The sequence below is a fragment of the Rhodococcus sp. BP-316 genome (genome assembly GCF_019836105.1).
Taxonomy (GTDB): Bacteria; Actinomycetota; Actinomycetes; order Mycobacteriales; family Mycobacteriaceae; genus Rhodococcoides.
Genome location: NZ_JABUEE010000007.1, coordinates 147,391 through 171,185, shown reverse-complemented (window position 1 = coordinate 171,185; position 23,795 = coordinate 147,391). Strand labels below are relative to the sequence as shown.

Genomic DNA, 23,795 nt, shown 5'->3' with positions numbered 1-23,795 from the left:
CTTTTCATGTCTGCCGCCGATTTCGCCCGCCGCATCCGTTCCCGTGAACGGACACTGGGCTACTGGTCCGTCATCGACTCCCCCGTCTCCACCGAGTGGCTCGCTCACGTCGGGTGGGACTACATCTGCCTCGATCTGCAGCACGGCCTCATCGGTTACGACGGGATGCTGCGCGGACTCACCGCCATCGACGCGGCGCAGGGCCCGGCCGGACTCGTGCGGGTCGAGTCCAACGACCAGACCTACATCGGCAAAGCACTCGACGCCGGTGCGCGCGGCGTCATCGTGCCGCTGATCGACACCGCCGAGGACGCCGCCCGCGCCGTCTCCTACGTGCGCTATCCCCCTGCCGGCGTGCGCTCGTACGGTCCGATGCGCTCACAGCTACGCGTCGGCCCGCTGCCCGCCGAGGCGAACGACAGCGTCGTCGTGCTCGCGATGATCGAGACCCCCGACGGTCTCGAGAACGTCGAGGCCATCTGCGCCGTGCCGGGACTCGACGGCGTGTACGTCGGGCCGTCGGACCTGCGCATCGCCGTCGGTGGCGCCTCCCCCTCGGACAGCTCCGTGGACGACGTGTTCGACGCTGCTGTGGTGCGAGTGCAGGAAGCTGCCGCCGCTGCAGGTATCGCAGCCGGCATCCACACTCCCTCGGGCGAGGTCGCGGCGCGGCGTCTGGCGCAGGGCTACACCTTCGCGACCGTGGCCTCGGACCTCACCCACCTCAAAGCTGTGTCCGAGGGGCACCTGAAGGCTGCGCGGGGGTAGGGGTTCCGGTCGAGCGGGGCGGTGCCCGGTCGATCCGCGCCGGTTCCGGTCACCCGCGCGCGGCACAACCGGCTCGCCTGACCACAACTCACGCGGATCGCGGGTGGGGCGGTGCCCGGTCAGATCCGCGCCGGTCCCGGTCACCCGCGCGCGGCACAACCGGCTCGCCTGACCACAACTCGCGCGGATCACCGCCCTCGCACCGTCAACGGCTCTGGCAATCCTTCCGCTCTCTCGAGCGCGCGCCTCACAATCCGTGCTCCTGCGTCCGATGCGAGGTCCTCCCACGTCAGGCGCGCCATGACCCAGCCCAATGACATGAGCTGATCCTGTCGCTTCTTCTCCTCGAACAGCGCCCGCTCCGAGGTGTACTTCAGCTTCCCGTCGAACTCGATGATGACTCCGCCGATGAGAAAGTCCGGGCGCGCGGTCAAGCCACCGTGCCGCAGCGTCACCTGAAGTTCCGGAGCGGGGAAACCGTAGCGCTGCAGGTACACCCGGCTTCGCGATTCTCCGACACTCTCGCTGCGCCCGTCAGCGAATTCGACCACTCGGCGAGCAGCGCTGCACCCGGCGAGTCCCGCGCAGGTATCGACAGCCGAGCGCAGCAGCTCGACAGTCGTGCCGCCGGATGCCAGCGCGGAATCGACCACGCAGACAGCCGCCTCGAACGACAACGATCGGGCCAGATCGACGGCGGTGCGCGTCACCGTGGTGACCGTCAGGCCGTCGACTGTAGTGACCGAGTCTGCAGCGACACGGTTCGTGTGTACGTGGGAGCGATCGGTTCGACGGCCACCCTGTCCAGCATTGACGCTCACGTGCACGCGGCCCAGGTCGGGGGCCCACATCTGAAGACCGTGCAGAACCGCGGCGGACTGGTGACTCACTGTCCTGCCGCGTGCCGTGGCTCGGATCGCGAGAATGTGGCGCTCCGCCGGAATCATCGCCGAATACATGGCCGCATCGGCGTACGCTCCTCGCGCGACACGAATGATGCAGCCGCGACGGATCGCGGACTTGATCTCGACGTCGGTGACGCCGATCGAAGCGAGGTCTGCGCGCGTGTAGAACACAGCCGAGGGGATGTACATCGCGACACGATGACCCGTGCGCGATCACCGGCGCCGACATCGCTCCACAGCCCGGGGATCGGCACCTGTCGTACCGCCGCGTTACCTTCTTCCTCCGCATCGACTTCCGGGGGGAAACTATGTGCAGAGGGTGCGTCTCAGTGCCGGACATCAAGAGGAAGATCGCGCGCCACGGGTGGGCGGTGACTGCCGTGGCGGGGTCGGATCACGAGGTACCCGACGTCGCGTACACGACGGGCCTCACCAGCAGGTCGTTGCCCGAACTGATCGTCTACGGACTGCCGTTCCATCTGTCGGGGAGCCTGCTCCACGACATGGCGTCGCAGATGGTCGCCGGTCTCGCACTGTCGTCCGGGATCACGATCCGCAGTGCGACCGGCGACGAACCGGACATCGTGGTCATTCAGGCCGTCAATACCGCGGACATGGTGGTCACCGGTGCGCTGTACTCGGACTTCACTGCGCTGCAACTGGTGTGGCCGGACGTCGACGGCCACTTCCCGTGGGAGCCCGAGTACTCCATCTGTGCCCACCACCAGCCACTGATGGGCGTGGGGTGGGTATGACGGTTCGGGCCTGACCCGGGCGTGGTGTTCCTCTGTCCGCCCTGTCGAGCGGGTTCCCGCGTCCGACATCGGAGGAAAGGGACACCACGCCCAGCGCGGAAGAACAACGAAATGGTCACAAACCATTCGGCCGAGTAACGAGTCGCCCGGAGATGCAGACACACTGAGGACACCAGACCACCCGAAAGGATTCTCATGCGCTCGCTCACGAAGCTCGCCGGTGCTGCGTTCGTCGGCATCACCGCCGCGACGATGTCCGTCGTCGGTGCCGGCACCGCGTCCGCGGTCGACTACCCCGCACCGGTGCCCGTCGATCCGGCGGCCTTCCTGCAGGGCGATGTCGCGTACTTCTCCACCGGCGCCGCCAACTGTTCCATCACCCCGGCGGGGGTCGTGGGTTGCGATCTTCCGGGCGGCGAGTACCTCACCCAGATCCCCTTCGCCCCCGTGGTCTACGACGTGGCGATCGACGTGCCGTGGTTCCCGGCTCACCCGACCTTCGGGATCGGCGGCCCGCGTGGGCGTGCTGGGAGCACTCCCCTCGGTGGCTCGCTCAGCTACGGCGGGGCCACCTGCTACATCGGCTTCAAGGGATCGCTGAACTGTTCCTCGATGGGTCACTCGTTCACGGTGTGGACGCCGTACATGACGTTGAGCTGACCTGAACGCAGCGAGTCACTTCGGATCGGAGCCGCCGTACTGCTGTGATCGCGCAGTGGACGGAGGAGCAGCCATGGAACCGAGTGCCGAGATCGACGGCCTGATCGCCCGACACCCCGACTGGCGCGGTGACGCCCTGGCGGAAGCACGACGGGTAATTCTGTCGGTGGACGACGGCATCGTCGAGGGCTGGAAGTACATGGGCTCCCCCGCCCGGGATCTCGACGGGCCGCTCATCGTCGGCGACATCTTCAAAGCGAAAGTGAAACCCGGCTTCCAGTACGGGGCGGCGCTGGACGACCCGAAGGGCATCTTCAACGGTGAGCTCGGCGGGAAGCAGCGGCGCTCGTACGAACTCTTCGAAGGTGACGTCGTCGACGCGGAGGCATTAGCCGGACTGGTCCGTGCGGCGATCGAGCGGAATCGGAACAAGAAGGCCGAGTCGCGCAAGAGATAGCCCCGCAGCCCTACACTCAGCCCCCGTACTTGGACGTCACCCGGTTCTCTAACCACTGCAACGCCATGGTGGGCGGCAGCGCCATCACCAGGATCAGCACCACAGTTCCCATGATGTTCTCCATGCGGATCAGGCTGACGTTGCGCAACAGTTCGTACCCGATGCCGCTCGATGCCGAGAACATCTCAGCGAGAAGTAGACCCAGGAACGCCAGACCGAACGTCATGCGCATACCCGTCGCGAGCGAGGGCAGCACCGACGGAACGACGATCTGCCGCACCAGCCGTGGCCAACTCACCTGCAGGGACGCGGCCATCTTCAGGTGGATCCGCTGCACGGACGCCGCGCTCTCCACGGCGACCAGGAACATGGGAATGAAGGCCGCGTAGAACGCGAAGCCCGCGCGGCTCAGCTCCCCGATACCCAGGAACGACAGGAAGATCGGGTAGAGCACGATCTTCGGGATGCTGTTGATCGCATAGAAGATCGGGACCACCGTGCGGGCCCAGAACGGGGTGAGCCCGAGCGCGAGGCCCAGGAGCGACCCGACGATCGTGCTGCCCAGGAAGGCGAGCACCAAGATGCGGAGCGAATCGAGCACGTTGGCACGGAAGTCCGGATTCCCGAGATCGGCGACCAAGGATCGCATCGCCTCGAGCGGCGTCGGGAAAATCAGACTGTCGGCGACGACAGCCGACACCCACCAGATCACCACGGCGAGCACTGCCACCACGAGCGGCGGCACCACACGACGTGCGGTGTGCACACCTCGACGCCGGGGCGCTACGGCCGGCGCGGCGATGGTCGGGGGCAGAGTGGCCACGGAGCGACTCATCAGCGACGCCTCCAATCGAATCGGTTGAGGGCGGCGGAGATGCCGAACGTCGCAACCAGGGCGATGGCCGCGACCACGAGGATGCCTGCGTACATGTCGGCGATGTCGAAGCTGTCGTACGCGATGGAGATGAAATGCCCGAGACCCTGTGTGGACAGGATGAACTCGCTGGCGAGCACCGAGATGATCGCGTAGGAGAGCCCCAGCTTGAGACCTGTCACGATGTTGGGCAACGCGTACGGCAAGAGAATCGAGCGAAAGTACTGCCAGCGGCTGAGCATCAGCGTGGTGCCCAGTTTGGTGACGATGGGCGACACGGCGTTGAAGCCAGTGCGCGCGTTGAGGGCCACGACACCGAACGCGAAGATGGTCGACAGGATGGCGATGGGTGCGACGCCGGCACCGAACAGCACCACCATGATCGGGTAGAGCGCGAAGGTGGGCACCGCGTAGTACACGTTCAGGTACGGCTGGAACGCTCTGTCCCACAGCTCGAATCGCCACAGGACGTAGGCCGCGGCCACCCCGGACACGGAACTGAGCACGAACGCGACCACGATGATGCCGAGCGTCCGCCCGAGAGCGTCGACGAGGAAGTCCGTGTCGGTCAACAGTCGGAGGGCGGTGAAGAACATGTCGGACACCGGAACGATGTCGAGGGGGGACGCGAAGAATCGTGCCGCGATGTCGACGGCCACCAATGCAGCGACCAGGATGACCACCGTCCACCCCCACGCCGGTAACCCCAGTGACGTGGCGGGTGCCGGCCGCAGATAACCGGGAACGACGGAGCTGCGTTCGGTGGTGCTCACGGCTCGATGCTCATCGTCTTCTTGGCCTCGTCCCGCAGCGTCGACCAGATGCGCTCGTGCAACGCGACGGCATCGGGACTGGCCAGCACGTCCTCGGACCGGGGCCGCGGCAGATCGATCGGTACCTCGTCGATGAATCGGCCCGGGCGGGCGCTCATCACGAGCACGCGGTCGGAGAGCAGCACGGCCTCCTGGATGCTGTGCGTGATGAACAGGACTCCGCAGGTGAGCTTCTCGACGATCTTCAACAACTCGTAGGACATTACAAGCCGGGTCTGCTCGTCGAGAGCGCCGAAGGGCTCGTCGGCGAGAACGAGATCGGGCTCCATCGACAGGCACCGTGCGATGGCGACGCGCTGTCGCATACCGCCCGACAGCTGCGTCGGGTAGTGGTCGCCGAATCGCGCGAGCCCGACGGTCGCGAGCAACTCGTCCGCGCGCTCGCGGCGCTCCTTCTTGCCGACTCCCCGCACTTCGAGTGCGAAGGCGACGTTGTCGCGAATGGTGCGCCACGGCAACGTCGCGGACTCCTGGAAGATCACTGCCGTCTTGGTGCGCGGTCCACTCATCGGCTGGTCGTCGATGGTCACCGTACCGCTGTCATGATCCTGCAGGCCTGCGAAGATCTCGAGAAGTGTCGACTTCCCGCATCCACTCGGACCGACGATCGACACGAACTCACCGCGCCCGATGGTCAGGTCGATCTCGTGCAGGGCGGTCACGTCACCGAAGTGTCGGGAGACCGAGGAGGCGATGGCTATGGCCGACGACGTCTCGGGTCGGGGTCTGGTCGCAGCGTGGGTCACGTCGATACCTTCTTCTCGAGGAGCAGGTCAGGCGGGGCAGTTGCCGGGAACGTCGGCGTCGACGTCGGGGGCGAGGAACTCGGGATCGAACAGGGTGCAGAAATCGGGCACACGGTCGCTGCCCGACGCGTCCACACCCGACTGGGCGGCCTCGACGGATGCCGCGTCGAATCCGCCGCCCCAGGTGTCCACGGACGAGGCACGTTCGACGACGGCGGTGGCCGACTCGACGTCGAATCCTGTGTAGTCCGCATAGATTCGGGCGGCTGCGACGGGGTCTGCCTTGATCGAGGCGACCGCGTCGGTGTACCCGTGGTTGATGGCGCGGACGACGCCGGGGTTGCTCGCGGCATAGTCCTTGGTCGTGGTGATGGTCGACTGCAGGAATCTCTTCATGTAGTCGGGGCTGCTGACGATGAGCTTGAAGTCCTCCGGCCGCTGTTCGGCGACGATGGACGGAATCAGGGCGATGTCGACGGAACCCGCTTCGAGCAGGGCCAACCCCTCCCCGATTCCACCCGACGACACGCGCTCGATCCGCGCAGGATCTGCGCCGGCGAGGGAGGGCAATAATCGGGTGAGCGCGTCCGACGCGGAGTTCGGTCGCGTGTACGCCCACCGGCGGACGTCGTCGATCGAGTCGACCGCCGAGTTCGACGCCAGCGCATAGAAATTCATCGGATACGGACCCTGGGTACCGCCACCCACGATACGCAGCTCGGACCCACCGGCGTCGGCCTGCACGATGGAGGGGTAGCTGACCTCACCGATGGGGATGTTGCCGTCGAGGAGGGTGCGCATGGTCGCGCTGCCGCCCTTGCCCGGAACGATGTTCTCGACGATGACGCCGTACTTCTCGAACAGTCCCTGCTTCTGTGCGACGAGCCACGGGATGCTGTAGATCTCGGCGGCAGCCGACACCGTCACGTCGATGGTGACGGGGTTCGCGGGGTCTGCGTCGCGGCCCGGTCCCGAACTGCAGGCGGTCAGTCCGACGGTCAGTCCGAGTACCGCCAAAAGCGGCGCGACTCTGCGTCTGTACATCTGTTCCTCGCTGGCTGGTCGATGTGGTGACGGACCACGAGAGGCGTCTCCGACGCCTGATCCGTTCGGCTGCAGTGCGGTTGGTGATCCACGCAACACAGACTTTACGGGATACATACGATGATTGACAGCGTTCGTGGTGATTTGTCACCCGCGATTCCGACAATTACCGCTCAATCATCTGATGTATGACGGCCAGGGCGTCGCTCGTGCCAATCGGTCGCGCCCTGATACCGCACCCCGGCCTCGAAGAGCACACTCTCTCGACCTCGCGCAGCGGTGAGCTGAGCACCGACCGGCATCCCCGACAGTGGGTGGAACCCCACCGGCAGCGCGAGAGTCGGTCCGTCGTGCAACGACCACGGATAGGTGAACTGACCCATCCGTCGAGACAGGGCGACCACGTCGTCACCGCCGGCGAGGGGCGGCACGTCCACGGGCATCGTCGGGGTCAGCACCAGGTCGACGTCCTCGAGGACCGGACGCAGCAGGGCTCGGAACCGTTCGCCCGCCTCGTGCGCCGCGGCGCGATCCTCGTCGGTGATGCCGAGTCCCAGCATGATTCGTTCTCTGGTTGCCGCCTGGAACAGGGACGGTTGCGTACGCAGCCTCGCTCGATGGTGTCGCGCGAGATCGCTGTAGACGATCGTGTAGACGATGTCCTGGGCGTCGGCCGCGAAGGGCAGCGACACGGGAACGATCGTCACGTCCAGCTCGGCGAACAAGCTCACGGCGTTTCGGACGGTACGGGCCACACCCTCGTCCACGTCGGCGGAGATGAACACGTCCGGCACTCCGACACGGACTGTGCCCGTGACGTTCTCGGTCGAGCGGGAGGACAGTGCGTCGAACAGGGCGGCCACCTCCCCGACCGTGCGCGCCATCGGGCCCACCGTGTCGAACTCCTCGCTGACGGGGTGAACACCGGCCGTGCTGATCGACCCTCTACTCGGACGCAGGCCGGTGACACCGCACGCAGCGGCGGGCAGTCGGACCGAACCGCCGGTGTCGGTACCCAGCGCAGCGTCCACGATTCCCGCCGCGACGGCGATACCGGAGCCTCCGCTGGAGCCACCCGGAATCCGGCCGAGGTCCCACGGGTTGCGGGACGGCCCCGCGGCCGAGTTCTGCGACGTCACGCCGACGGCGAACTCGGCCATGTTCAGTTTGGCGGTCACCCGAGCGCCGGCCGCACGCAGGCGTGTCACCACGTCAGCGTCGTGGTCCGCCCGGTGGTCGGTGAAGTAGGCCGAGGCACAGGTGGTCTCGATGCCGGCGACGTCGATGTTGTCCTTGACCCCGACGGTCTTCCCCGCGAGAGGCCCCTCGCCGGCCGGGGGTGCATCGATCCACCGGATGACGCTCCCCAACCGACGGTCGAGAGCGAGCGGGGACAGGTCCGGTGTCTCACCGGCCTGTCCCCCACTCTCGGTCAGGCTGCGCTCCGCGCTCGCAGCTCCGCCGTCGCGTGCTCGTCGACGGTCCACGATGCGGTGTTCACGACCACACCGTAATCGCGTCGCGCGTCCTCCTCGGTGAGGTACTCGTCCCAGACGTCGCTCAACACCTGGAACGGGTCCCGCTCGAAGGGATCGCCGAAGCCGCCACCGGACGGGAGCTTGATCTCCAGGGTCTCACCGGCACGGATCGTTTCCTGGGTCACCTTGGAGTAGAGCACCTCCTCGCGGTCGGTCCCGGCGTTACGAGTGAACGCACCCGAGACGCCCTGGTGCCCACCGAGAGCTCCCGCCGGCGGATCCGAGCGGTTGTCCGCCTCGGAGCCCAGGAACGTGTCGGTCTCCATCAACCACTTGCGCACACTGCCGATACCGCCACGCCACTTGCCGGGAGCCGGTGCCTCGTCGCGCAGCTCGTATCGCAGCGCCCGCATGGCATGGTTGAGCTCGAGCTCCTCGATGGGGTTGTTGCGGGTGTTGGCCATCAGCGCGTCGACGGCGTCCATTCCGTCCTTGCCGTTGCGGCCGCCGTACGACCCCTCGTTGATCTCGATGTACACCCAGTACGACTCGCCGTCGGGCGCGATTCCGGAGTACGCGATGGCACACAGCGCCGCGGACGATCCTGCGATCGCATGGTCCGGAAGGACCGGTGCGAGAGCGAGATTGATCGAGTCGAACACCCGGTTCACCTGAGAGAACCGCGCGAAGCACGACGCCGGGAAGTCCGGGTTGAAGATGGTGCCCTCGGGTGCATAGGCCTTGACGGGTCGGAAGCAGCCGTCGTTCTGCGGAACGAAGTCCTCGGTGAGGTCCTCGTCCAAGAGGATGGTACGGATGGCCGAGACCGCGACCGGGAGGACCGACCCCTCGAAGGGGACGTTGAACGCGGTGGGGACCTGACTGTTCGAGCCGGTGAGGTCGATCAGGATGTCCTCTCCCTCGACCTGCACGCGTACGGCCACCTTCAGCGGCTCGTCGCGGTTTTTGCCGTCGTCGTCGAGGTAGCCGATCGGTGCCTCGTAGCTGCCGTCGGGGATCTCGCGGATCTTGGCACGCAGCATGGACTCCGAGTAGTCCATCCACCGTTCGCCCGCACTCATGACGGTGTCGAGACCGTACTTCTCGAGCAGCTCCGTGAAGCGCTTCTCGCCGATCCGCGAGCACGCGATGAGGGCCTCGAGGTCGCCACGGTTCTGCTCGGGGGTGCGGACGTTGTCGAGAATGTGCTGGATGAGGTAGTCGTTGCGGACGCCCGCCTGGTAGATCTTCATCGAGTCCATGAGCTTGCCCTCGGCCCACACGTCGACGACGTCCATGCACAGTCCGGGGAAGTTGCCGCCCACGTCGGAGACGTGGCCGGTGCAGCCCGCGAAGCCGATGTGTTCGCCCTGCCAGAAGATCGGAATGATGACGCCGTAGTCCGGCGAGTGTGCGGCGCCGTGGTACGGATGGTTGTGCAGGATCACGTCACCCGGCTCGTACGTTCCCGCGAGCCTACGGTTGACACCCCGGATGTAGGCGGGGATCGAACCGCAGTGCATCGGTGTGGAATCCGACTCGCACAGCTCACGACCGTTGATGTCGAAGATGCCGGCGCCGAGGTCCTCCGACTCGCGGATGAGGCTCGAGTACGCCATCCGGTAGAGCACCTGAGCCATCTCCTTGGCCATCGACTGCAGAGCACCGCCGATCACCCGGAGCGTGATCGGATCGACCTCCACGTCGTTCCACGTGCGCGTGGAGTCACCCGCCAACGAGACTCCGGTGATGGGCATCAGCGTCTTGCTCATGCGAGGTTCCTCTCGATGATGATGTGGCCGACGGCGTCGACGGTGGCATGCTGATTCATTCCGACGATGGTGGTCGAGTCGAACTGCTCGACGATCGCGGGTCCGTCGAACCTGTTGCCCGCCAGCAGGAGCGATCGCTCGTACACCGGGGCCTCGACCCATTCGGGCTTCGCGGTGTCGTCCTTCCAGAAGAGCGCGCGGGCCGTGGTCTTGATCGCGGCGGAAGCGTCGGCGGTGCCCTTCTCGATGTCGGCGATGCGCACGTGAGGCACCGCACCGACGCCCGTGACACGGACGTTGATCAGCTGCACGGGTTTGTCGTCGAAGCGCTGGGAGTACGTGCGCCCGTGCGCCTCGTGGAAGGCCTCGGCCGTCGTCTTCACCCAGACGTCGTCGATCTCGCCGTCGGGTGCCTGCACGCGGAGCTCGTACCCTTGCCCCACGTATCGGCAGTCGACGCTGCGCTCGAGCGAGATGTTCTCCGGTGCAACCCCGTCCGCCCGCAACTGGGCCACTGCCTGCTCGGACAGCCGCTCGACCTGCTGACGCAGCAGCTCGATGTCCGGGTCGGCCGACGAGGTCCACACCGTGGTGGGCTCCTCGTAGCGGATGTCGGTGGTGAGCAGACCGACCGCGGACGTGATGCCGGGGTGGCCGGGCACGATGACGCGCGGGATACCGAGCTGATCGGCGATCTGCCACGCGAACAGCGGCCCTGCTCCACCTTCCGCGATGAGGGAGAAGTCGCGGGGGTCGTACCCCTTGCGCACCGAGTGCAGGCTGATGGCTTCCGTCATGGAGTGCGCGAGGATCTTGAAGATGCCCATCGCCGCCTCGTCGAGAGGCGCGTCCAGCTTGTCGGCGATGTGGGTCTGGATGGCGGTGCGGGCGAGTTCCGGCTGAACCCGCATGGTGCCGGACAGGAAACTGTTCTCGCGCAGCCACCCCATCATGACCATCGCGTCGGTCGAGGTCGGCTCGGTACCGCCGTGGCCGTAGCACGCAGGTCCGGGAACGGCACCGGCGCTGCGCGGTCCGACGTTGAACATGCCGCCGTCGTCGACCACCGCGATGGAGCCACCGCCGGCGCCGATGGTGTCGACCTCCGCCATCGGCACCATCGCGTGGTAGTCGCCGATGCGGGTGTCCAGGAGGTGCTTCATCCGCAGTGCGCCGTCGGGCGCCACTCCCACGTCCGCCGAGGTGCCGCCGACGTCGAGGGTGATGACGCTGGGGAAGCCCGACGCCTTGCCGATGGCGCAGCCGCCGAGAAGACCGGCGACCACACCGCTGGTCAGCAGTGACACGGGAATCTCACTGGCGCTTCGGGAGGTGACCAGTCCGCCGGCGGAGGTCATGAGGTGCACGTCCTCGCCGACCTGTGCCGCGCTCGCCTTCTGTGCGAGGTTCTCGATGTACTGCGACGTCTTCGGCCCGATGAACGCATTGAGCGCGGCGGTGGAGAAGCGCTCGTACTCGCGGTACTGCGGAGCGACCTCACTGGACAGCGACACGAAGACGCCGGGGAACTCCTCGGCGATGATCGCCTTGACCCGCTGCTCGTGGGTCGGGTTGCGGTAGGAGTGCAGAAAAGCGACGGCGATGGCGTCGACACCTCGCTCGCGCAGGAGCCGAACCTGTTCCCGCACAGCATCTTCGTCCAGGGGTGTCAGGACGGCGCCGGAGGCGTCGATACGCTCCGGAACGACGCGCCGGTTCCGCCGCGGTACCAGTTGCCACTTCTGCCACGGCAGATCCTGGTAGTTGGAGTAGTTCAGGGGTCGCTTCTTGCGCGCGATGTGCAGGAGGTCGCGGAACCCCTCCGTCGTGATCATTCCGACGTCGCACCCGTTGTGCTCGAGGACGATGTTGGTGGCCACCGTCGTGCCGTGGAAGAACATGTCGATCTCGGCCGGGTCGATTCCCGCCCGCTCGGCCAGGACAGCGATGCCGTCCATCGTGCCGATCGAGGGATCGTGGTTGGTCGACGGCGTCTTGTGCACCACCACGGTGCCGTCGTCGTCCCACAACACGAGGTCGGTGAAGGTTCCACCGACGTCGACTCCGATTCGTTTCATGTGCCATCCAATTCTGTCGGCTCTCACGTGGGGAGCAGGAGTGGGACGACCGGGACGCGTCGCTGCAGTCCGGGAGTCCGTGCGGGGTCTCTGTGCACCCTGCGAAGGTGACCCGAGTCATAGTGCGCCACCCTGTGCCCGAATGCAATACCTCTGATGTTTTGGGCAGGTGACGCCTCGTCAGGTGCCCTTCAGTCCCACTCGACGGCATTCGACACCCTAAACAGCCGATGTATTGCCATGGTGCCCGATCTTCGGATGCCGCTGCTCGCCGCAGTCGCTCGCGCTACGCTCGTGCTGTTCCGCCACCGTCGCCCCACGTGATCGCCCGTCGTCACGAGCCGGACGACCGACCGAGAGGCCCGCCTCAGTGCCCGAATCCTCGACCGCCGATCCGAGCGCCAAGAGCACGCCGGCCTACGCCGCACTCGCGACACGACTGCGCGACCGCATCCTGTCGGGCGAACTGCAGCCGGGTGAGCGCCTCCCCAGCGACACGGAACTGACGGCGGAGTTCGGCGTCGGCCGGAGCACCATCCGCGAAGCCCTACGGTCGTTGGCTAGCCAGAATTTGATCCTCACCACTCGCGGCGTCACGGGCGGCAGCTTCGTGGCGGTGCCCAGCGTCGGCCACATCAGCGAGCACCTCGAAACCGGTGTCGCGCTCATGACCACGGCCGATGCGGTCACTGTCGACCAGCTGATGGAGGTACGCAACCTCATGGAGGTGCCTGCGGCGGGCATGGCCGCCTTCCGCCGCACCGAGGACCACCTCGATCAACTGCGCGCCTCGATCTTCGATCCCACCGACGCCCAGGGGCCGGAGACCTTCGTCAAGAACCAGGAGTTCCACCTCGTCCTGCTGCGCGCTGCGCAGAATCCCCTGCTCGAACTCATCACGGCACCGGTGTTCCGGGTGCTGTCGAAGCGTTTCGGTCGTGATCACGCGCCGGAGGGCTTCTGGCAGTGCGTCGACCACGACCATCGGGCGATTCTCGACGTCGTCGCCGCGGGCGACTCGATGTCCGCGATGGACATGATGCGTCGCCACCTCGACCATCTGGGCGGCTCCTACCGACAGATGGACAAGCTGCGCACTCAGTAGCACCAAACATCTGCTCTTTCGTGAGAATTGACCGCATCAGATCTCGCAGATCCGGTCAGAACTCCCCCTTGACGGTCTAATCATCTGATGTTTATGGTTCAGGTGCAGGCTTCGCCGACCGACACAGGGAGACACCGTGGCAGTCCATCCGGCCGTTCTAGGGCGCTTCTTCGAGGATTACGTGGTGGGTGACGTCTACCAGCACCCTCTGGGACGCACCGTCTCGCAGGCCGACAACACGTGGATCACGCTACTGTCGATGAACACGAACCAGAATCACTTCAACGCACATCTCGCGGCGCAGAACCCGATCACCGAGGGGCGCGTCATCGTGAACTCGGGCTTCACGGTTGCGGTGATTCTCGGCATCTCCGTACTCGACATGAGCCAGAACGCGATCTCCAATCTCGCGTTCACCGACATCAAGATGTCTCACCCCGTGTACGAGGGCGACACGCTGTACGCAGAGAGCATCTGCACGGGCCTGCGACTCTCCGAGTCCCGCCCCTATGCCGGCATCGTCTCGATGATCACCCGTGGCCTCAATCAGGATGGCGTGGAGGTCATCTCGTGGAAACGCTCCGTCATGGTGGCGACGCGAGAGAGCGGCATCGGCCAGAACTACTTCCCGGAGGCGCAGAGCGGTCCGCTGCAGCTGCCGTCCGACACGAAAGGCGACGCACGATGAAACCACTCGAGGATGTCCGCATCATCTCGCTGGAACAGTACGGCGCAGGCCCGTTCGGCAGTCTTCACCTCGCCGACCTCGGTGCCGACGTCATCAAGATCGAGGACCCCAACGTCGGCGGTGACGTCGGCCGGTACGTGCCGCCGTTCAACGAGGGCGAGGACTCGCTCTTCTTCGAGACGTTCAACCGCAACAAACGCAGTCTGTCGCTCGATCTCTCCACACCCGCCGGGCGCTCCGTCTTCGAGGACCTCGTGAAGTCCAGCGACGCAGTCTATTCGAACCTGCGCGGTGACGTTCCCGCCAAGATCGGCATCACGTACGACGACCTCAAGCACCTCAACCCCGCCATCGTCTGCTGCAGCCTGACCGGGTTCGGTATGACCGGTCCGCGCGCGAAGGAACCCGGCTACGACTACATCCTGCAGGGACTCGCGGGCTGGATGAGCGTCACCGGTGATCCCGACGGCCCACCCACCAAATCCGGTCTCTCGCTGGTGGACTACTCGGGCGGGTTCGTCGCCGCGATCAGCCTGCTCTCCGGTCTGCACGCCGCGCGGCGCGACGGTGTCGGCGGGGACTGCGACGTGTCGCTGTACGACACCGCGATGTCGCTGTTGACGTATCCCGCGACGTGGCATCTCAACGCGGGTTTCGAGCCGGTGCGAACCAAGAATTCGGCCCACCCGTCGCTGGTCCCGTTCCAGGCCTTCGAGGCCACGGACGGCTGGCTCATCGTCGGCTGCGCCAAGGAGAAGTTCTGGGAACGGCTCGTCGTCGCCATCGGCCGACCCGATCTCGGTGCCGATCCTCGCTTCGCGAGCTTTTCCCTGCGGGGGCAGAACAAGGACGTTCTGCTGCCGATGTTGGAGGACGTGTTCGCCACCGACACCGTCGCACATTGGTTGTCGCTGCTGGGCCCGGCAGGCGTTCCGTCCGGACCGATCAACGACGTGGCGCACGCGCTCACCGAACCCCACACGCTCGCACGCAATCTCATCGTCGAGACCGAGCACCCGGTGTACGACACGGTGCGCCAACTCGCCTCCCCCGTCAACTTCGGGCCGCAGCGTCCCGAATACCGACGTGCACCGCAGCGCGGGGAGAACCTCGAGGAGATCGTGGCCGACCTCGGCTACGACGAGGAGACCATCGCCAGCCTGCGCCGTAGCGGCGCCTTCGGCGAGGTGACGGCCGAGGCACACGCGTGACCTCCACAGTGCTGTCCGAGTGGGCGACGGGAGTGACCCTCGACGATGTGCCGCCGGCCGTGCGGCACGCGACCGCTCGTCACCTGCTCGATTCGGTGGGTACCGCGGTGGCCGCGCAGCGTCTGGGCCACGGACGCGCCGCATGGACCGTCGCCGACGGTCTGGGCGGCCCTCCCGAGGCCCGCCCGTTGACGGGAACCCGCGCCCTGTCCGCGCCGGCCGCCGCCCTGGCCACCGGCGTTCTGGTGCACGCGCTCGACTTCGACGACACGCACGCCGGGGCGCTCGTCCACGCCACCGCCGTCACCCTGCCGGCAGCCTTCGCCGTCGGCCAGCAGACCCACGCCACCGGTGCCGAGGTACTCACAGCCGCGACACTCGGCCTCGAGACGGCCTGCCGACTGGGCGCTGTCAGTCCCCACGGGTTCCACGCTCGGGGGATCCACGCGACCGCGGCGGTGGGCCCGTTCGCCGCGGCCGTCGTCGCCGGGCGGCTCGGGAAGTTCGACAGTGAGACTCTGGTCCATGCGCTCGGCATCGCTGGATCGTCGAGCTCCGGTCTCCTCGAGTTCCTCGACACCGATGCCGACACGAAAGCGCTGCACCCCGGCACGGCCAGCTTCAACGGCATCCTGGCCACCCGCCTCGCAGCCGCCGGCGCCACCGGACCGGGCTCCGTGTTGGAAGGGCGACGGGGCGTCTATGCGGCACTCACCGATCGACCCGTCGACCTGACCGTTCTGACCGACGGATTCGGAACCCGCTGGGAAGCAATGGGGATCGGCATCAAGCCTTACCCCAGTTGCCAGCTGATGCACGTCACCCTCGACGCGGTGTCCGCCGCTGTCGCGGGCCACGACGTCCACGTCGACGACATCCGTGACATCGAAGTGCTGGTCCACCCGGACTCCACCCCGTTCGTGTGCGGACCCAACACGGGCGTCGCCTCCCCGCGCAGCACGTACGACGGCAAGTTCGATCTGCCGTGGAGCGTGGCCGCGTTGCTGCGCGACGGGGCAGTCGACGTCTCCACCTACACCGACGCGTCGATCGCCCGAGCCGACGTGCTGACGACGGCGCGCACGGTCCGCGTCGTCGAACGTCCCACCGACGGGCCCGCGGCCGCCGCTCCCGGACACGCCACCATCACCCTCGCCGACGGCCGTGTGCTCGTGGGAGACGTCGGCGGAAGTCGCGGCAGTGCCGCATTCCCACTCGACGACGCGGCACTGCGGGAGAAGTTTCTCGGCAACTGCGGCCACGACGCTCGTGCGGACGAACTCGCCGATCGCGTTCTCGGACTCGCCGACGAACACGACCTCTCCGCCGTGCTCGATCTCGCCGCGGCCATCGCGCCCGCCCCCTGACCCTCGCCTGGAAGAAGGACACCACCATGGATTTCACGTACGACGAACAGCAGACGGCGTTCCGTAAGGCATTGCGCACCTTCGTGGACAAGGAGATCGTCCCGGTCGCGAACGAATGGGAGAAGACCGGCCGCTACCCCACGGAGATCGTCGACCACATGAAGGCAATGGGCCTGTTCGGGATCACGACGCCGGAGGAGTACGGCGGCCTCGAACTCGACAAGGTCTCCTTCACTCTCGTCTACGAGGAGTTGGCGCGTGGATGGATGGGCATTGCCGGCATCGTCGGCAGCCACAACCTCTCGTGCTGGATGATCGCCAAGCACGGCACGGACGAGCAGAAGCAGTCTCTCCTCCCGAAGCTGGCCACGGGTGAGTGGCGTACCGGCGTCGGCCTCACCGAGCCAGGTGCGGGCACGGACCTGCAGGGCATCAAGACCACCGCCAAGCGCGACGGCGACCACTACGTCGTGAACGGCGCGAAGACGTGGATCACCAACGCGCGGCATGCGAACGTCCTGCCCGTGCTGGTGAAGACCGACACCTCCGCCACACCTCCCCACAAGGGCATGAGCCTGCTGCTCATCGACACCACCAGTGAGGGTTTCGAGGTCCAGCGTGACATGGGCAAGCTCGGTTACAAGGGCACCGAGTCGTGTGAGATCAGCTTCGACAACGTTCGGGTGCCGGTCGACGCACTCCTCGGCGGCGTCGAGGGCCGTGGACTGCAGCAGGCGTTGTCTGGACTCGAGATCGGTCGACTCAACATCGCGGGTCGCAGTGTGGGAATCGCGCAGGCGGCCTACGACGCCGCGCTGCAGTACGCGAAGGAGCGCACCGCCTTCGGGCAGCCCATCGCCGAGTTCCAGGCGATCCAGTTGAAGATCGCCGACATCGCCACGCAGCTGCAGGCGGCCCGACTCATGACCTACTGGGCTGCATCGCAGGCAGATTCGGGCAAGCGCGTCGACATGGAGGCGGGCATGGCCAAGTACTTCGCGTCGGAGGCCGCCATCACCGCCAGCCTCGAGGCCATGCGCATTCACGGCGGCTACGGCTACTCGACCGAGTTCGTCGTCGAGCGTCTCTACCGCGACGCGCCGCTCATGGCCATCGGCGAGGGAACCAACGACATCATGCGCACCGTCATCGCGAAGTCGTTGGTCGCGGGATCGAGCGTGATCGGGTGAGTGGGGCGCTCACCTACCTCTACGTCCCCGGCGACATGCCGGCCCGCTTCGACAAGGCGCTCGCCTCGGGTGCGGACGCCGTCGTGCTCGATCTCGAGGATGCAGTCGCTCTGCGGGACAAGGACTCCGCACGCGCGGAGGTCGCCGCCTGGGTCGCTGCGTGCGAGCCCGGTGACGTCGAGGTGTGGGTGCGCGTCAACCCGGGCCCGCTGCAGGAGGCCGACATTCGCGCGGTGGCGCATGCCCGGCTGACCGGGGTGTGGCTCCCCAAGGTGGGGTCACCCGAGGAGATCGCGATCGCCGATCGGGTGCTCGCCGACGTGTGTCCACACGCCGCGGTGTCGCCGTTGCTCGAGACGGGTGCGGCGCTGTTCGACGCGCTCGCCATCGCGCAAGGACCCCGCGTGCGCTTCCTGCAGATCGGTGAGGCCGATCTCGCCGTCGACCTCGGTATCGACGGCGAATCGGACCCCAGCGCGCTGCTGTTCGCGCGGTCACAGGTGGTCGCGGCCAGCGCCGCCGCAGGCCTCCTCCCCCCGCTGGGGGCCGTGTCCCGCAACTTCCGCGACCTCGACGCGTTCACCGCGGACACGCAGTCGCTGTCGCGTCTCGGCTTCGTGGGCCGCGCGTGCATCCACCCGGCCCAGGTCCCGCCGGCGCGCGCGGTGTTCGAGCCCACGCCCGAGGACGTCACCCGAGCACGCGCCGTGCTCTCCGCCCTCGAGTCCGGTGGGGCCGGGGTCGACCAGGACGGTCACCTCATCGACGAGGCAGTCGCGAAGCGGGCACGACGGGTGATGGAGCGCGCGTAGAGGGCAAGTGGGTTCGGGCCCGAAACATGTCGGTGCCCTGCTGTAAACAGTGAGTAGGCAGACGGATGATTCCTGCCACCGACGCTCGGTTCTCCGACGTCGAGCTAGCTGTTCGCACAGAATCGAGAACCCCATGGACCACGACAGTCGCGGCTTGGGCGGTATCCCCGCCGGCAACCCCGGATTCACCGTCGCCGTCGAGATCGACCGGCCCTTCGACCAGATCGAACCGGACGAGTACCTCCAGCTGCTGCACCAGGTCGGTGACGACGCGGCCAGGATCGACCGATCCCTACTCGGTCATGCACGCGTCGTCCTCGACGTACCCGGCAGCGGATGGTGGGTCTCCGGACAGGCTGCTCTCCATGCTGTCGACAGGCTCGCAGAGGAGTGGAGCGTCCTCGGTGTCGAGACGAGCCGGTCGGACCTCTGGTCCAGCAGCCCTCACATGGCCGACAGTCGCCTCCCCCTCACTCGCCGACTGCCGGCGAGTGAGGGCACGCGGTACACCGTCATCATCGAAATCGAGCCGTACGACGAGCTCGTCGATGACGTAGAGCTGTCCGACTACTTCCGGTCCAGGGAACGCGCGGACGTCGTCGTCGCCGACAACGGGCGTCGGCACATCATCGTGTCGAGGCGCGACTGGGACGTCTCCTGGGCCTGCCAACTCACCGCCAAATCCCTCCATGTCATCAGCAACGCGTGGTCCATTACACGCATCAGGACGGTCGAGACCGCGGTATGGAAACGAGAGCACTCTCGTCCGCGCGTCGACAATCGGCCGACGGCAATCCCGCAGTGGCAGTACGCACTCCGCATCGACGGCACCAGATGCGTCGTCGTCACCGACAAGGATGTCGACCTGGACAACTGGTACGCGAAGTACACCAACTCCGACGGCATGTCGGGCGTCGAGCAGTTCTTCCACGGCCCCGCCTGGTTGACCGACGACGGCGTTGCGAACCTTCGGAGGAACGGCGACGCCATCGACGCATGGATCGCTCCCCTGCCCCGCGGTGGACTCCTCGACAACATCACCGACGGATACGGCCGAGTTCTGCCCGTCGACGACTCCGAGGGCACCGCAGCATGGTTGATGGAATCGATGTTCGACAAGCCCGCCGGCCTGATCATCGAACTCGGTCCCAGCGACTACGACCCCGACGACGAGGGGGACGTGTTCAACGCGCAGATCCACGTCCTCGACGACGGCGTGTACATGGTGCGCCGATCGCGAGCCGTTCTCCAGCGACTCCGACTGGTCGACCATGGTGTCGAGGGGTTGGAGCTGGACCACTGGCATCACGACGACCACTTCGACGACTGCACGGACGGTTACCTGTTCAGCCGCGACACCCAGCTCATCGCCAACGCGTGCGTCGCGTGGTTCCGGCAGAACGGCGTGACCGACGAGCGCAGTGCGCTGGGCTGCTCCTACGAGTTCGTCGACGAACTCCCCCGCACCTCCTGACAGTCCCACGAGAGGACCCCATGACATCGACGTCCGACGCCCTCACTCGCGCAATGAATGACGTGCCGTTGAAGGAGATGGACCCGTCACTGCTCGCCCACGCCATCCGGTACGAGGAGCGCGGTCGAGGACTGGAGACCTCACCGCTCGAGGATGCTCTCGCCGTGGCGTCCTACGCCCATCTGATGCAGCGCCGCACCACTCGCGGCGATCAGATCAACGATCCGTACATCACGCACCCGTCTCGAAACGTGCTGCGTCTCATGAGGTACGGATGTGCTGATCTCGACGTACTCGTGGCCACGGCCCTGCACGACACCGTCGAGGATCAGTCCGACCGCATCGTCGATCTACTCGGCGGGACCCAGGCTCTCGGCGCACTGGAGGCACACTTCGGTGCGGAGGTCGCACGCCTCGTCGAGGCCGTCACCACCCCGCCGCGCACCGGCGAGGACCGTGCCGCGCAGTACGTCGAACACGTGACGACCGTGATCCGCGACCCGAAGGTCTTTCTGGTCAAGGTGTCCGACTTCGTCGACAACGCCGGCAGTCTCGAGTATCTCGCGGACGACGCCAAGCGCACGAAGCTGCTGAGCAAGTACGCACCCCTCGTGACCATCTTCGAGGCGGCCGCCACCGAGCACGGCGAGGCGCTCGGACTGACGGCGGACGGGATGGCGAATCTGCGCGGACACCTGGCGTCGATCAGGGGGCAGACCAGGGGCTGATGATCACGCGTCGACGAGAAACCCGGCGACAGATTCGCACAGAGTACGCACCTCTGTAACGGTGGGCGACAACTCGTAGGCGTGGTGGTGGCACGCCTGAGACAGACGGCCCCAGGCATAGTCGAGTGTGCGTACCGACTCGTCGTTCGGCGCGAGCGCATACAACACGATCAGCCTTACTTTCATGCTGGCTTGAACGACACCCTCGCCGACCGCTGCGCAGCGCGCCTCGACCACCGACTCGAGTGCCTGCCGGGCGAGTACGGCTGCGAGACGGGCATTCTGGCCGGTCACCGGTTCCTCCTCGAGAAGTCGCCGGGCGTATCCGAGCAACTCCGCGGGCGTCGTCACGGCGCCGCCAAGAGTTCGTCGACAAGTTTGTTCAGATCGCTCGCGTGAGACTTGGTCGGGATGGAGCCGGCACCGTGCACACCCTTGTTGGCGTAGTTCAGCGAGCCGCCTCTCCATTCTCGATAGGACAACCACGCGCCGATCTCCTGGTCGGACTTTCCCATTGCCAGCGCGATCCGGGCCCTGGTCCTCTGAGTCTCGGACCACGTGCGCTCCAGGTCGACCCATGCCGTGCCGTCTGCAGTCTGGGTCCGGACGTAGCGATCCCAGGCTGCTGCTTCGATCGCCAAGCGGAAGATCGCTTGCACTGCCCGACGCTTGACCTCGTCGGGTAGGAGCTCGTCTCGCACCGTGGCATGAACGTCGGTGACGTAACGCTGAGCAGGCGTGTCGGCCTCGGCCAGCCGAACCGAGGATCCAGCCTCGCGCGTCACCTCGACGAGTCGGGCTCCGATGGACCGTCGGCGCAGTGCGGCCGGCAGTCGATCGTCGTGCGAGAAGACCACGACCTGTCGGGTGGCTGCGAGATCGACGAGAACGTCGACGAATCCGTCGATCTTGGCCGGGTCCATCGCCTGGATGGGATCGTCGAGAACGAGGAATCGGAACGGGCTTCCCTCGGTGGTCGCACGCGGAATGAACAGCGCCAATGTCAGTGCGTGCAGCTCGCCCTGACTCATCACGGACAGGGCCCCCGTCGGCTGACCGTCGACCGACGCCTCGATGCTGGCTTTACGGCGAGTCGCGCGGCCCTCCAGAGTGATTCGACCGATGTCGACGTTGGACTCCTGCCTCAGCATCGACCAGATGCGACGGGCCTGGTCACCGATAGGCGCCAACCGCTCGTCGCGCAGGACATCGATGTGCCCGGAAAGCCACGTCCGCGCGGCGTCGACGCGGGTGAGCTGTTCCTCGACCGCTCGCGCCTCGCGTTCGAGGTCGACCCATCGGGCGAGCTGTTCCGCGAGTGGCGTCCACTCGGTCTCCAACTGGGCGAGTGCCTGCGCTGCCTGCTCTCGCACTCCGGCTGCGGCGTCGATGAGCACCGGCAGCGATGCTGTGACGTGGTCGCCCAGAGACATCGTGTCCGAGGGCACGGCCCGCGCTGTGTCACGAGCGGCCCGGTAGACCTCGAGGTCCAGTCCACCGGTGTCATCGACGGCAAGCGGTGCTGAGAGAGCGAGGTCTCGCAGGGAGCGCGCTGCCGCATCGAACTCCGACTTCGCGTCGCGGTAGCGCTGGGTGTCCGTTCGACCCGCCTCGAGCGCGAGTCGCGAACGTTCGGCCCAGACGTCGTCCAAGATCCCCTCACCACACACGGGGCACGGTCGACCGTCACCGCCGGAATGCAGTTCCAGAGCGCTGGCCAACAGGTCGAGCAACCGTTCCTGTTCGTCTGCCACCACGCCGGTCACAGCTGACAGAGCGTCTCGGGCGCGTTCGAACCGCGACACCGTCCGGTCGATGTCGCTGATCTCAGCCGTCCGCAGTGTGGCCAGACGCCGCAGGGCCGCCACGACCGTCGACGACGCCGCCTCGGAACCTGTCGCGATGCCCGCGACGACGTCGAGGTCGGGCTTGTGCTTGCGGAGCTGTTGGAATGCCGCAGCGGCACGTTGATCGCTCGACGCTTCGACTGCCGCCTTGACCGACTTCTTCGACTGGGTCGCTGCGGTGCGCGGCTTCTTCAGCTCGCCGTGCCTCTCGGCCAAGCGCTTCTCTGCAGCCGCCACCGCGTCGAGACCCAGTAGTTTCGCAATGGCGTCGTAGAGGGCCGACGGTTCTTGTTCGAACATCCGGCCGACCTCGTCGTACGACAGAATCGGTCGATGGGAATCGAGTGCGTCGCGCCACCCCAGGGTGTCCGTTCCGGTCGACCTCGCCGCCTTCTTCTCCTGAACCCAGAATGCGGCATCGTCGAGCTCCGCCCCAGCGGACCAGTCGACACCGACCGTGGTCTCGGGTCGCCCGTCGATGGTCAGCCCCACACGGATCGACGCCTCGCCGTCGTAGTGCATGTTGCGCCAGGACGACGCCCACACGACGCTCTTCTTGTTCGCACTCCAGCGGTAGGACTTGCTGGTGAGAGCGAACTCCAGTGCTTCCGCGAAACTCGACTTGCCGGATCCGTTCCGTCCCGACACCACCGTGATGCCAGGCCCGGGTACCAGGGACAATCTCGACGTCGGACCGATGCCCCTGAACCCGGTCACCTCGATGGAGGACACGAATGCCCCGACGGGACCGTCCTGGGACGCGGGTGAGTCCGGCTGCAGCGCCTCGTGTTCCACGGTTCCGTGAAGTTCGCTGGCGAGCTCGGCGTCGCCCTCCAGCGCCGCGAGAACGACATACGCGATCTCGTCGGTGACAGACGCGTCGTCCGTCAGGGCCTGAGTCACTGTGTTGATCAGTTCTGTGTCCGTCACGGTCACGATCTGTGGCACTCCCTCGTACGTTCGACGCCGCCGGTCGAGCGCGACGAATCAGAACGTACCTGCC

At 66.5% G+C, this 23,795-nt stretch carries 22 protein-coding genes; 12 read left to right on the top strand and 10 right to left on the bottom strand.

Annotated elements, in window-relative coordinates; all coding sequences use genetic code 11:
- Positions 1 to 6 precede the first annotated feature (6 nt).
- On the top strand, positions 7 to 768 hold the full coding sequence (locus HQ312_RS15095) for an HpcH/HpaI aldolase/citrate lyase family protein (protein WP_222639100.1): 762 nt from the start codon (positions 7 to 9) through the stop codon (positions 766 to 768).
- Between the two features lie 188 nt (positions 769 to 956).
- Here HQ312_RS15095 and HQ312_RS15090 read toward each other — a convergent pair whose 3' ends face one another.
- On the bottom strand, positions 957 to 1,862 hold the full coding sequence (locus HQ312_RS15090) for a hypothetical protein (protein WP_222639099.1): 906 nt from the start codon (positions 1,860 to 1,862) through the stop codon (positions 957 to 959).
- A gap of 140 nt (positions 1,863 to 2,002) precedes the next feature.
- Here HQ312_RS15090 and HQ312_RS15085 point away from each other — a divergent pair, with 140 nt between their 5' ends.
- The 3 genes from HQ312_RS15085 (at position 2,003) to HQ312_RS15075 (ending at position 3,545) form a co-directional block, all read left to right on the top strand.
- Positions 2,003 to 2,428, top strand: coding sequence for a DUF4262 domain-containing protein (locus HQ312_RS15085; protein ID WP_056695792.1), 426 nt, complete (start codon positions 2,003 to 2,005; stop codon positions 2,426 to 2,428).
- Positions 2,429 to 2,623: 195 nt separating this feature from the next.
- Positions 2,624 to 3,088: a hypothetical protein gene (locus HQ312_RS15080; protein WP_027504884.1), complete on the top strand. Its 465-nt coding sequence runs from the start codon at positions 2,624 to 2,626 to the stop codon at positions 3,086 to 3,088.
- 73 nt (positions 3,089 to 3,161) lie between these two features.
- Positions 3,162 to 3,545, top strand: a complete 384-nt coding sequence (locus tag HQ312_RS15075; protein WP_222639098.1) for a DUF1801 domain-containing protein — start codon at positions 3,162 to 3,164, stop codon at positions 3,543 to 3,545.
- A gap of 16 nt (positions 3,546 to 3,561) precedes the next feature.
- On the opposite strand, the gene HQ312_RS15070 is transcribed toward HQ312_RS15075, so the two are convergent.
- From HQ312_RS15070 to HQ312_RS15040, 7 genes are all read right to left on the bottom strand, one after another.
- Entirely contained in the window at positions 3,562 to 4,368 is an 807-nt protein-coding gene (locus HQ312_RS15070) for an ABC transporter permease subunit (protein WP_308123900.1), read from the bottom strand.
- 11 nt (positions 4,369 to 4,379) lie between these two features.
- Complete coding sequence (locus HQ312_RS15065) at positions 4,380 to 5,192, bottom strand: ABC transporter permease (RefSeq protein WP_222639096.1); 813 nt, start codon at positions 5,190 to 5,192, stop codon at positions 4,380 to 4,382.
- Complete coding sequence (locus HQ312_RS15060; protein ID WP_037184864.1) at positions 5,189 to 5,998, bottom strand: ABC transporter ATP-binding protein; 810 nt, start codon at positions 5,996 to 5,998, stop codon at positions 5,189 to 5,191. The genes HQ312_RS15065 and HQ312_RS15060 overlap by 4 nt, the downstream gene beginning before the upstream one ends.
- A 27-nt stretch (positions 5,999 to 6,025) precedes the next feature.
- Complete coding sequence (locus HQ312_RS15055) at positions 6,026 to 7,042, bottom strand: ABC transporter substrate-binding protein (protein ID WP_027504879.1); 1,017 nt, start codon at positions 7,040 to 7,042, stop codon at positions 6,026 to 6,028.
- Between the two features lie 173 nt (positions 7,043 to 7,215).
- Positions 7,216 to 8,529 carry an amidase gene (locus HQ312_RS15050; RefSeq protein WP_308123899.1) on the bottom strand — a complete coding sequence of 438 codons (1,314 nt, stop codon included), beginning with the start codon at positions 8,527 to 8,529 and terminating at the stop codon, positions 7,216 to 7,218.
- Positions 8,475 to 10,292 carry a hydantoinase B/oxoprolinase family protein gene (locus HQ312_RS15045; RefSeq protein ID WP_222639095.1) on the bottom strand — a complete coding sequence of 606 codons (1,818 nt, stop codon included), beginning with the start codon at positions 10,290 to 10,292 and terminating at the stop codon, positions 8,475 to 8,477. Before HQ312_RS15045 ends, HQ312_RS15050 begins: the two co-directional genes overlap by 55 nt.
- Positions 10,289 to 12,370 (bottom strand): hydantoinase/oxoprolinase family protein, encoded by a 2,082-nt coding sequence (locus tag HQ312_RS15040; protein ID WP_222639094.1) that lies wholly within the window; start codon positions 12,368 to 12,370, stop codon positions 10,289 to 10,291. The genes HQ312_RS15045 and HQ312_RS15040 overlap by 4 nt, the downstream gene beginning before the upstream one ends.
- A 370-nt stretch (positions 12,371 to 12,740) precedes the next feature.
- Between HQ312_RS15040 and HQ312_RS15035 the strand changes: the two genes are divergently transcribed.
- From HQ312_RS15035 to HQ312_RS15000, 8 genes are all read left to right on the top strand, one after another.
- Complete coding sequence (locus HQ312_RS15035; RefSeq protein WP_027504876.1) at positions 12,741 to 13,475, top strand: FadR/GntR family transcriptional regulator; 735 nt, start codon at positions 12,741 to 12,743, stop codon at positions 13,473 to 13,475.
- 136 nt (positions 13,476 to 13,611) lie between these two features.
- Entirely contained in the window at positions 13,612 to 14,163 is a 552-nt protein-coding gene (locus HQ312_RS15030) for a MaoC family dehydratase (protein WP_027504875.1), read from the top strand.
- Positions 14,160 to 15,374 carry a CaiB/BaiF CoA-transferase family protein gene (locus HQ312_RS15025; RefSeq protein ID WP_204868763.1) on the top strand — a complete coding sequence of 405 codons (1,215 nt, stop codon included), beginning with the start codon at positions 14,160 to 14,162 and terminating at the stop codon, positions 15,372 to 15,374. Before HQ312_RS15030 ends, HQ312_RS15025 begins: the two co-directional genes overlap by 4 nt.
- Positions 15,371 to 16,741, top strand: a complete 1,371-nt coding sequence (locus tag HQ312_RS15020) for an MmgE/PrpD family protein (RefSeq protein ID WP_222639093.1) — start codon at positions 15,371 to 15,373, stop codon at positions 16,739 to 16,741. Before HQ312_RS15025 ends, HQ312_RS15020 begins: the two co-directional genes overlap by 4 nt.
- Positions 16,742 to 16,767: 26 nt before the next feature.
- Entirely contained in the window at positions 16,768 to 17,931 is a 1,164-nt protein-coding gene (locus tag HQ312_RS15015) for an acyl-CoA dehydrogenase family protein (protein ID WP_027504872.1), read from the top strand.
- Positions 17,928 to 18,743: a CoA ester lyase gene (locus tag HQ312_RS15010; RefSeq protein WP_222639092.1), complete on the top strand. Its 816-nt coding sequence runs from the start codon at positions 17,928 to 17,930 to the stop codon at positions 18,741 to 18,743. The genes HQ312_RS15015 and HQ312_RS15010 overlap by 4 nt, the downstream gene beginning before the upstream one ends.
- A gap of 133 nt (positions 18,744 to 18,876) precedes the next feature.
- The gene (locus tag HQ312_RS21990) at positions 18,877 to 20,217 is read left to right on the top strand and encodes a hypothetical protein (RefSeq protein ID WP_261782340.1); all 1,341 of its coding nucleotides are present in this window, start codon (positions 18,877 to 18,879) and stop codon (positions 20,215 to 20,217) included.
- Positions 20,218 to 20,237: 20 nt separating this feature from the next.
- Positions 20,238 to 20,945, top strand: a complete 708-nt coding sequence (locus HQ312_RS15000; protein ID WP_222639091.1) for an HD domain-containing protein — start codon at positions 20,238 to 20,240, stop codon at positions 20,943 to 20,945.
- A 3-nt stretch (positions 20,946 to 20,948) separates the two neighbouring features.
- On the opposite strand, the gene HQ312_RS14995 is transcribed toward HQ312_RS15000, so the two are convergent.
- Complete coding sequence (locus HQ312_RS14995; RefSeq protein ID WP_308123898.1) at positions 20,949 to 21,296, bottom strand: hypothetical protein; 348 nt, start codon at positions 21,294 to 21,296, stop codon at positions 20,949 to 20,951.
- Positions 21,293 to 23,722 carry an ATP-binding protein gene (locus tag HQ312_RS14990; protein WP_162246785.1) on the bottom strand — a complete coding sequence of 810 codons (2,430 nt, stop codon included), beginning with the start codon at positions 23,720 to 23,722 and terminating at the stop codon, positions 21,293 to 21,295. The genes HQ312_RS14995 and HQ312_RS14990 overlap by 4 nt, the downstream gene beginning before the upstream one ends.
- Positions 23,723 to 23,795 lie beyond the last annotated feature (73 nt).

Bases quoted from the DNA above. Each gene is read 5' to 3' on its own strand.
- HQ312_RS15095 (WP_222639100.1), top strand. From the start codon at position 7: ATGTCTGCCGCCGATTTCGCCCGCCGCATCCGTTCCCGTGAACGGACA.
- HQ312_RS15090 (WP_222639099.1), bottom strand. From the start codon at position 1,862: ATGTACATCCCCTCGGCTGTGTTCTACACGCGCGCAGACCTCGCTTCG.
- HQ312_RS15080 (WP_027504884.1), top strand. From the start codon at position 2,624: ATGCGCTCGCTCACGAAGCTCGCCGGTGCTGCGTTCGTCGGCATCACC.
- HQ312_RS15075 (WP_222639098.1), top strand. From the start codon at position 3,162: ATGGAACCGAGTGCCGAGATCGACGGCCTGATCGCCCGACACCCCGAC.
- HQ312_RS15055 (WP_027504879.1), bottom strand. From the start codon at position 7,042: ATGTACAGACGCAGAGTCGCGCCGCTTTTGGCGGTACTCGGACTGACC.
- HQ312_RS15045 (WP_222639095.1), bottom strand. From the start codon at position 10,292: ATGAGCAAGACGCTGATGCCCATCACCGGAGTCTCGTTGGCGGGTGAC.
- HQ312_RS15040 (WP_222639094.1), bottom strand. From the start codon at position 12,370: ATGAAACGAATCGGAGTCGACGTCGGTGGAACCTTCACCGACCTCGTG.
- HQ312_RS15025 (WP_204868763.1), top strand. From the start codon at position 14,160: ATGAAACCACTCGAGGATGTCCGCATCATCTCGCTGGAACAGTACGGC.
- HQ312_RS15015 (WP_027504872.1), top strand. From the start codon at position 16,768: ATGGATTTCACGTACGACGAACAGCAGACGGCGTTCCGTAAGGCATTG.
- HQ312_RS21990 (WP_261782340.1), top strand. From the start codon at position 18,877: ATGGACCACGACAGTCGCGGCTTGGGCGGTATCCCCGCCGGCAACCCC.
- HQ312_RS15000 (WP_222639091.1), top strand. From the start codon at position 20,238: ATGACATCGACGTCCGACGCCCTCACTCGCGCAATGAATGACGTGCCG.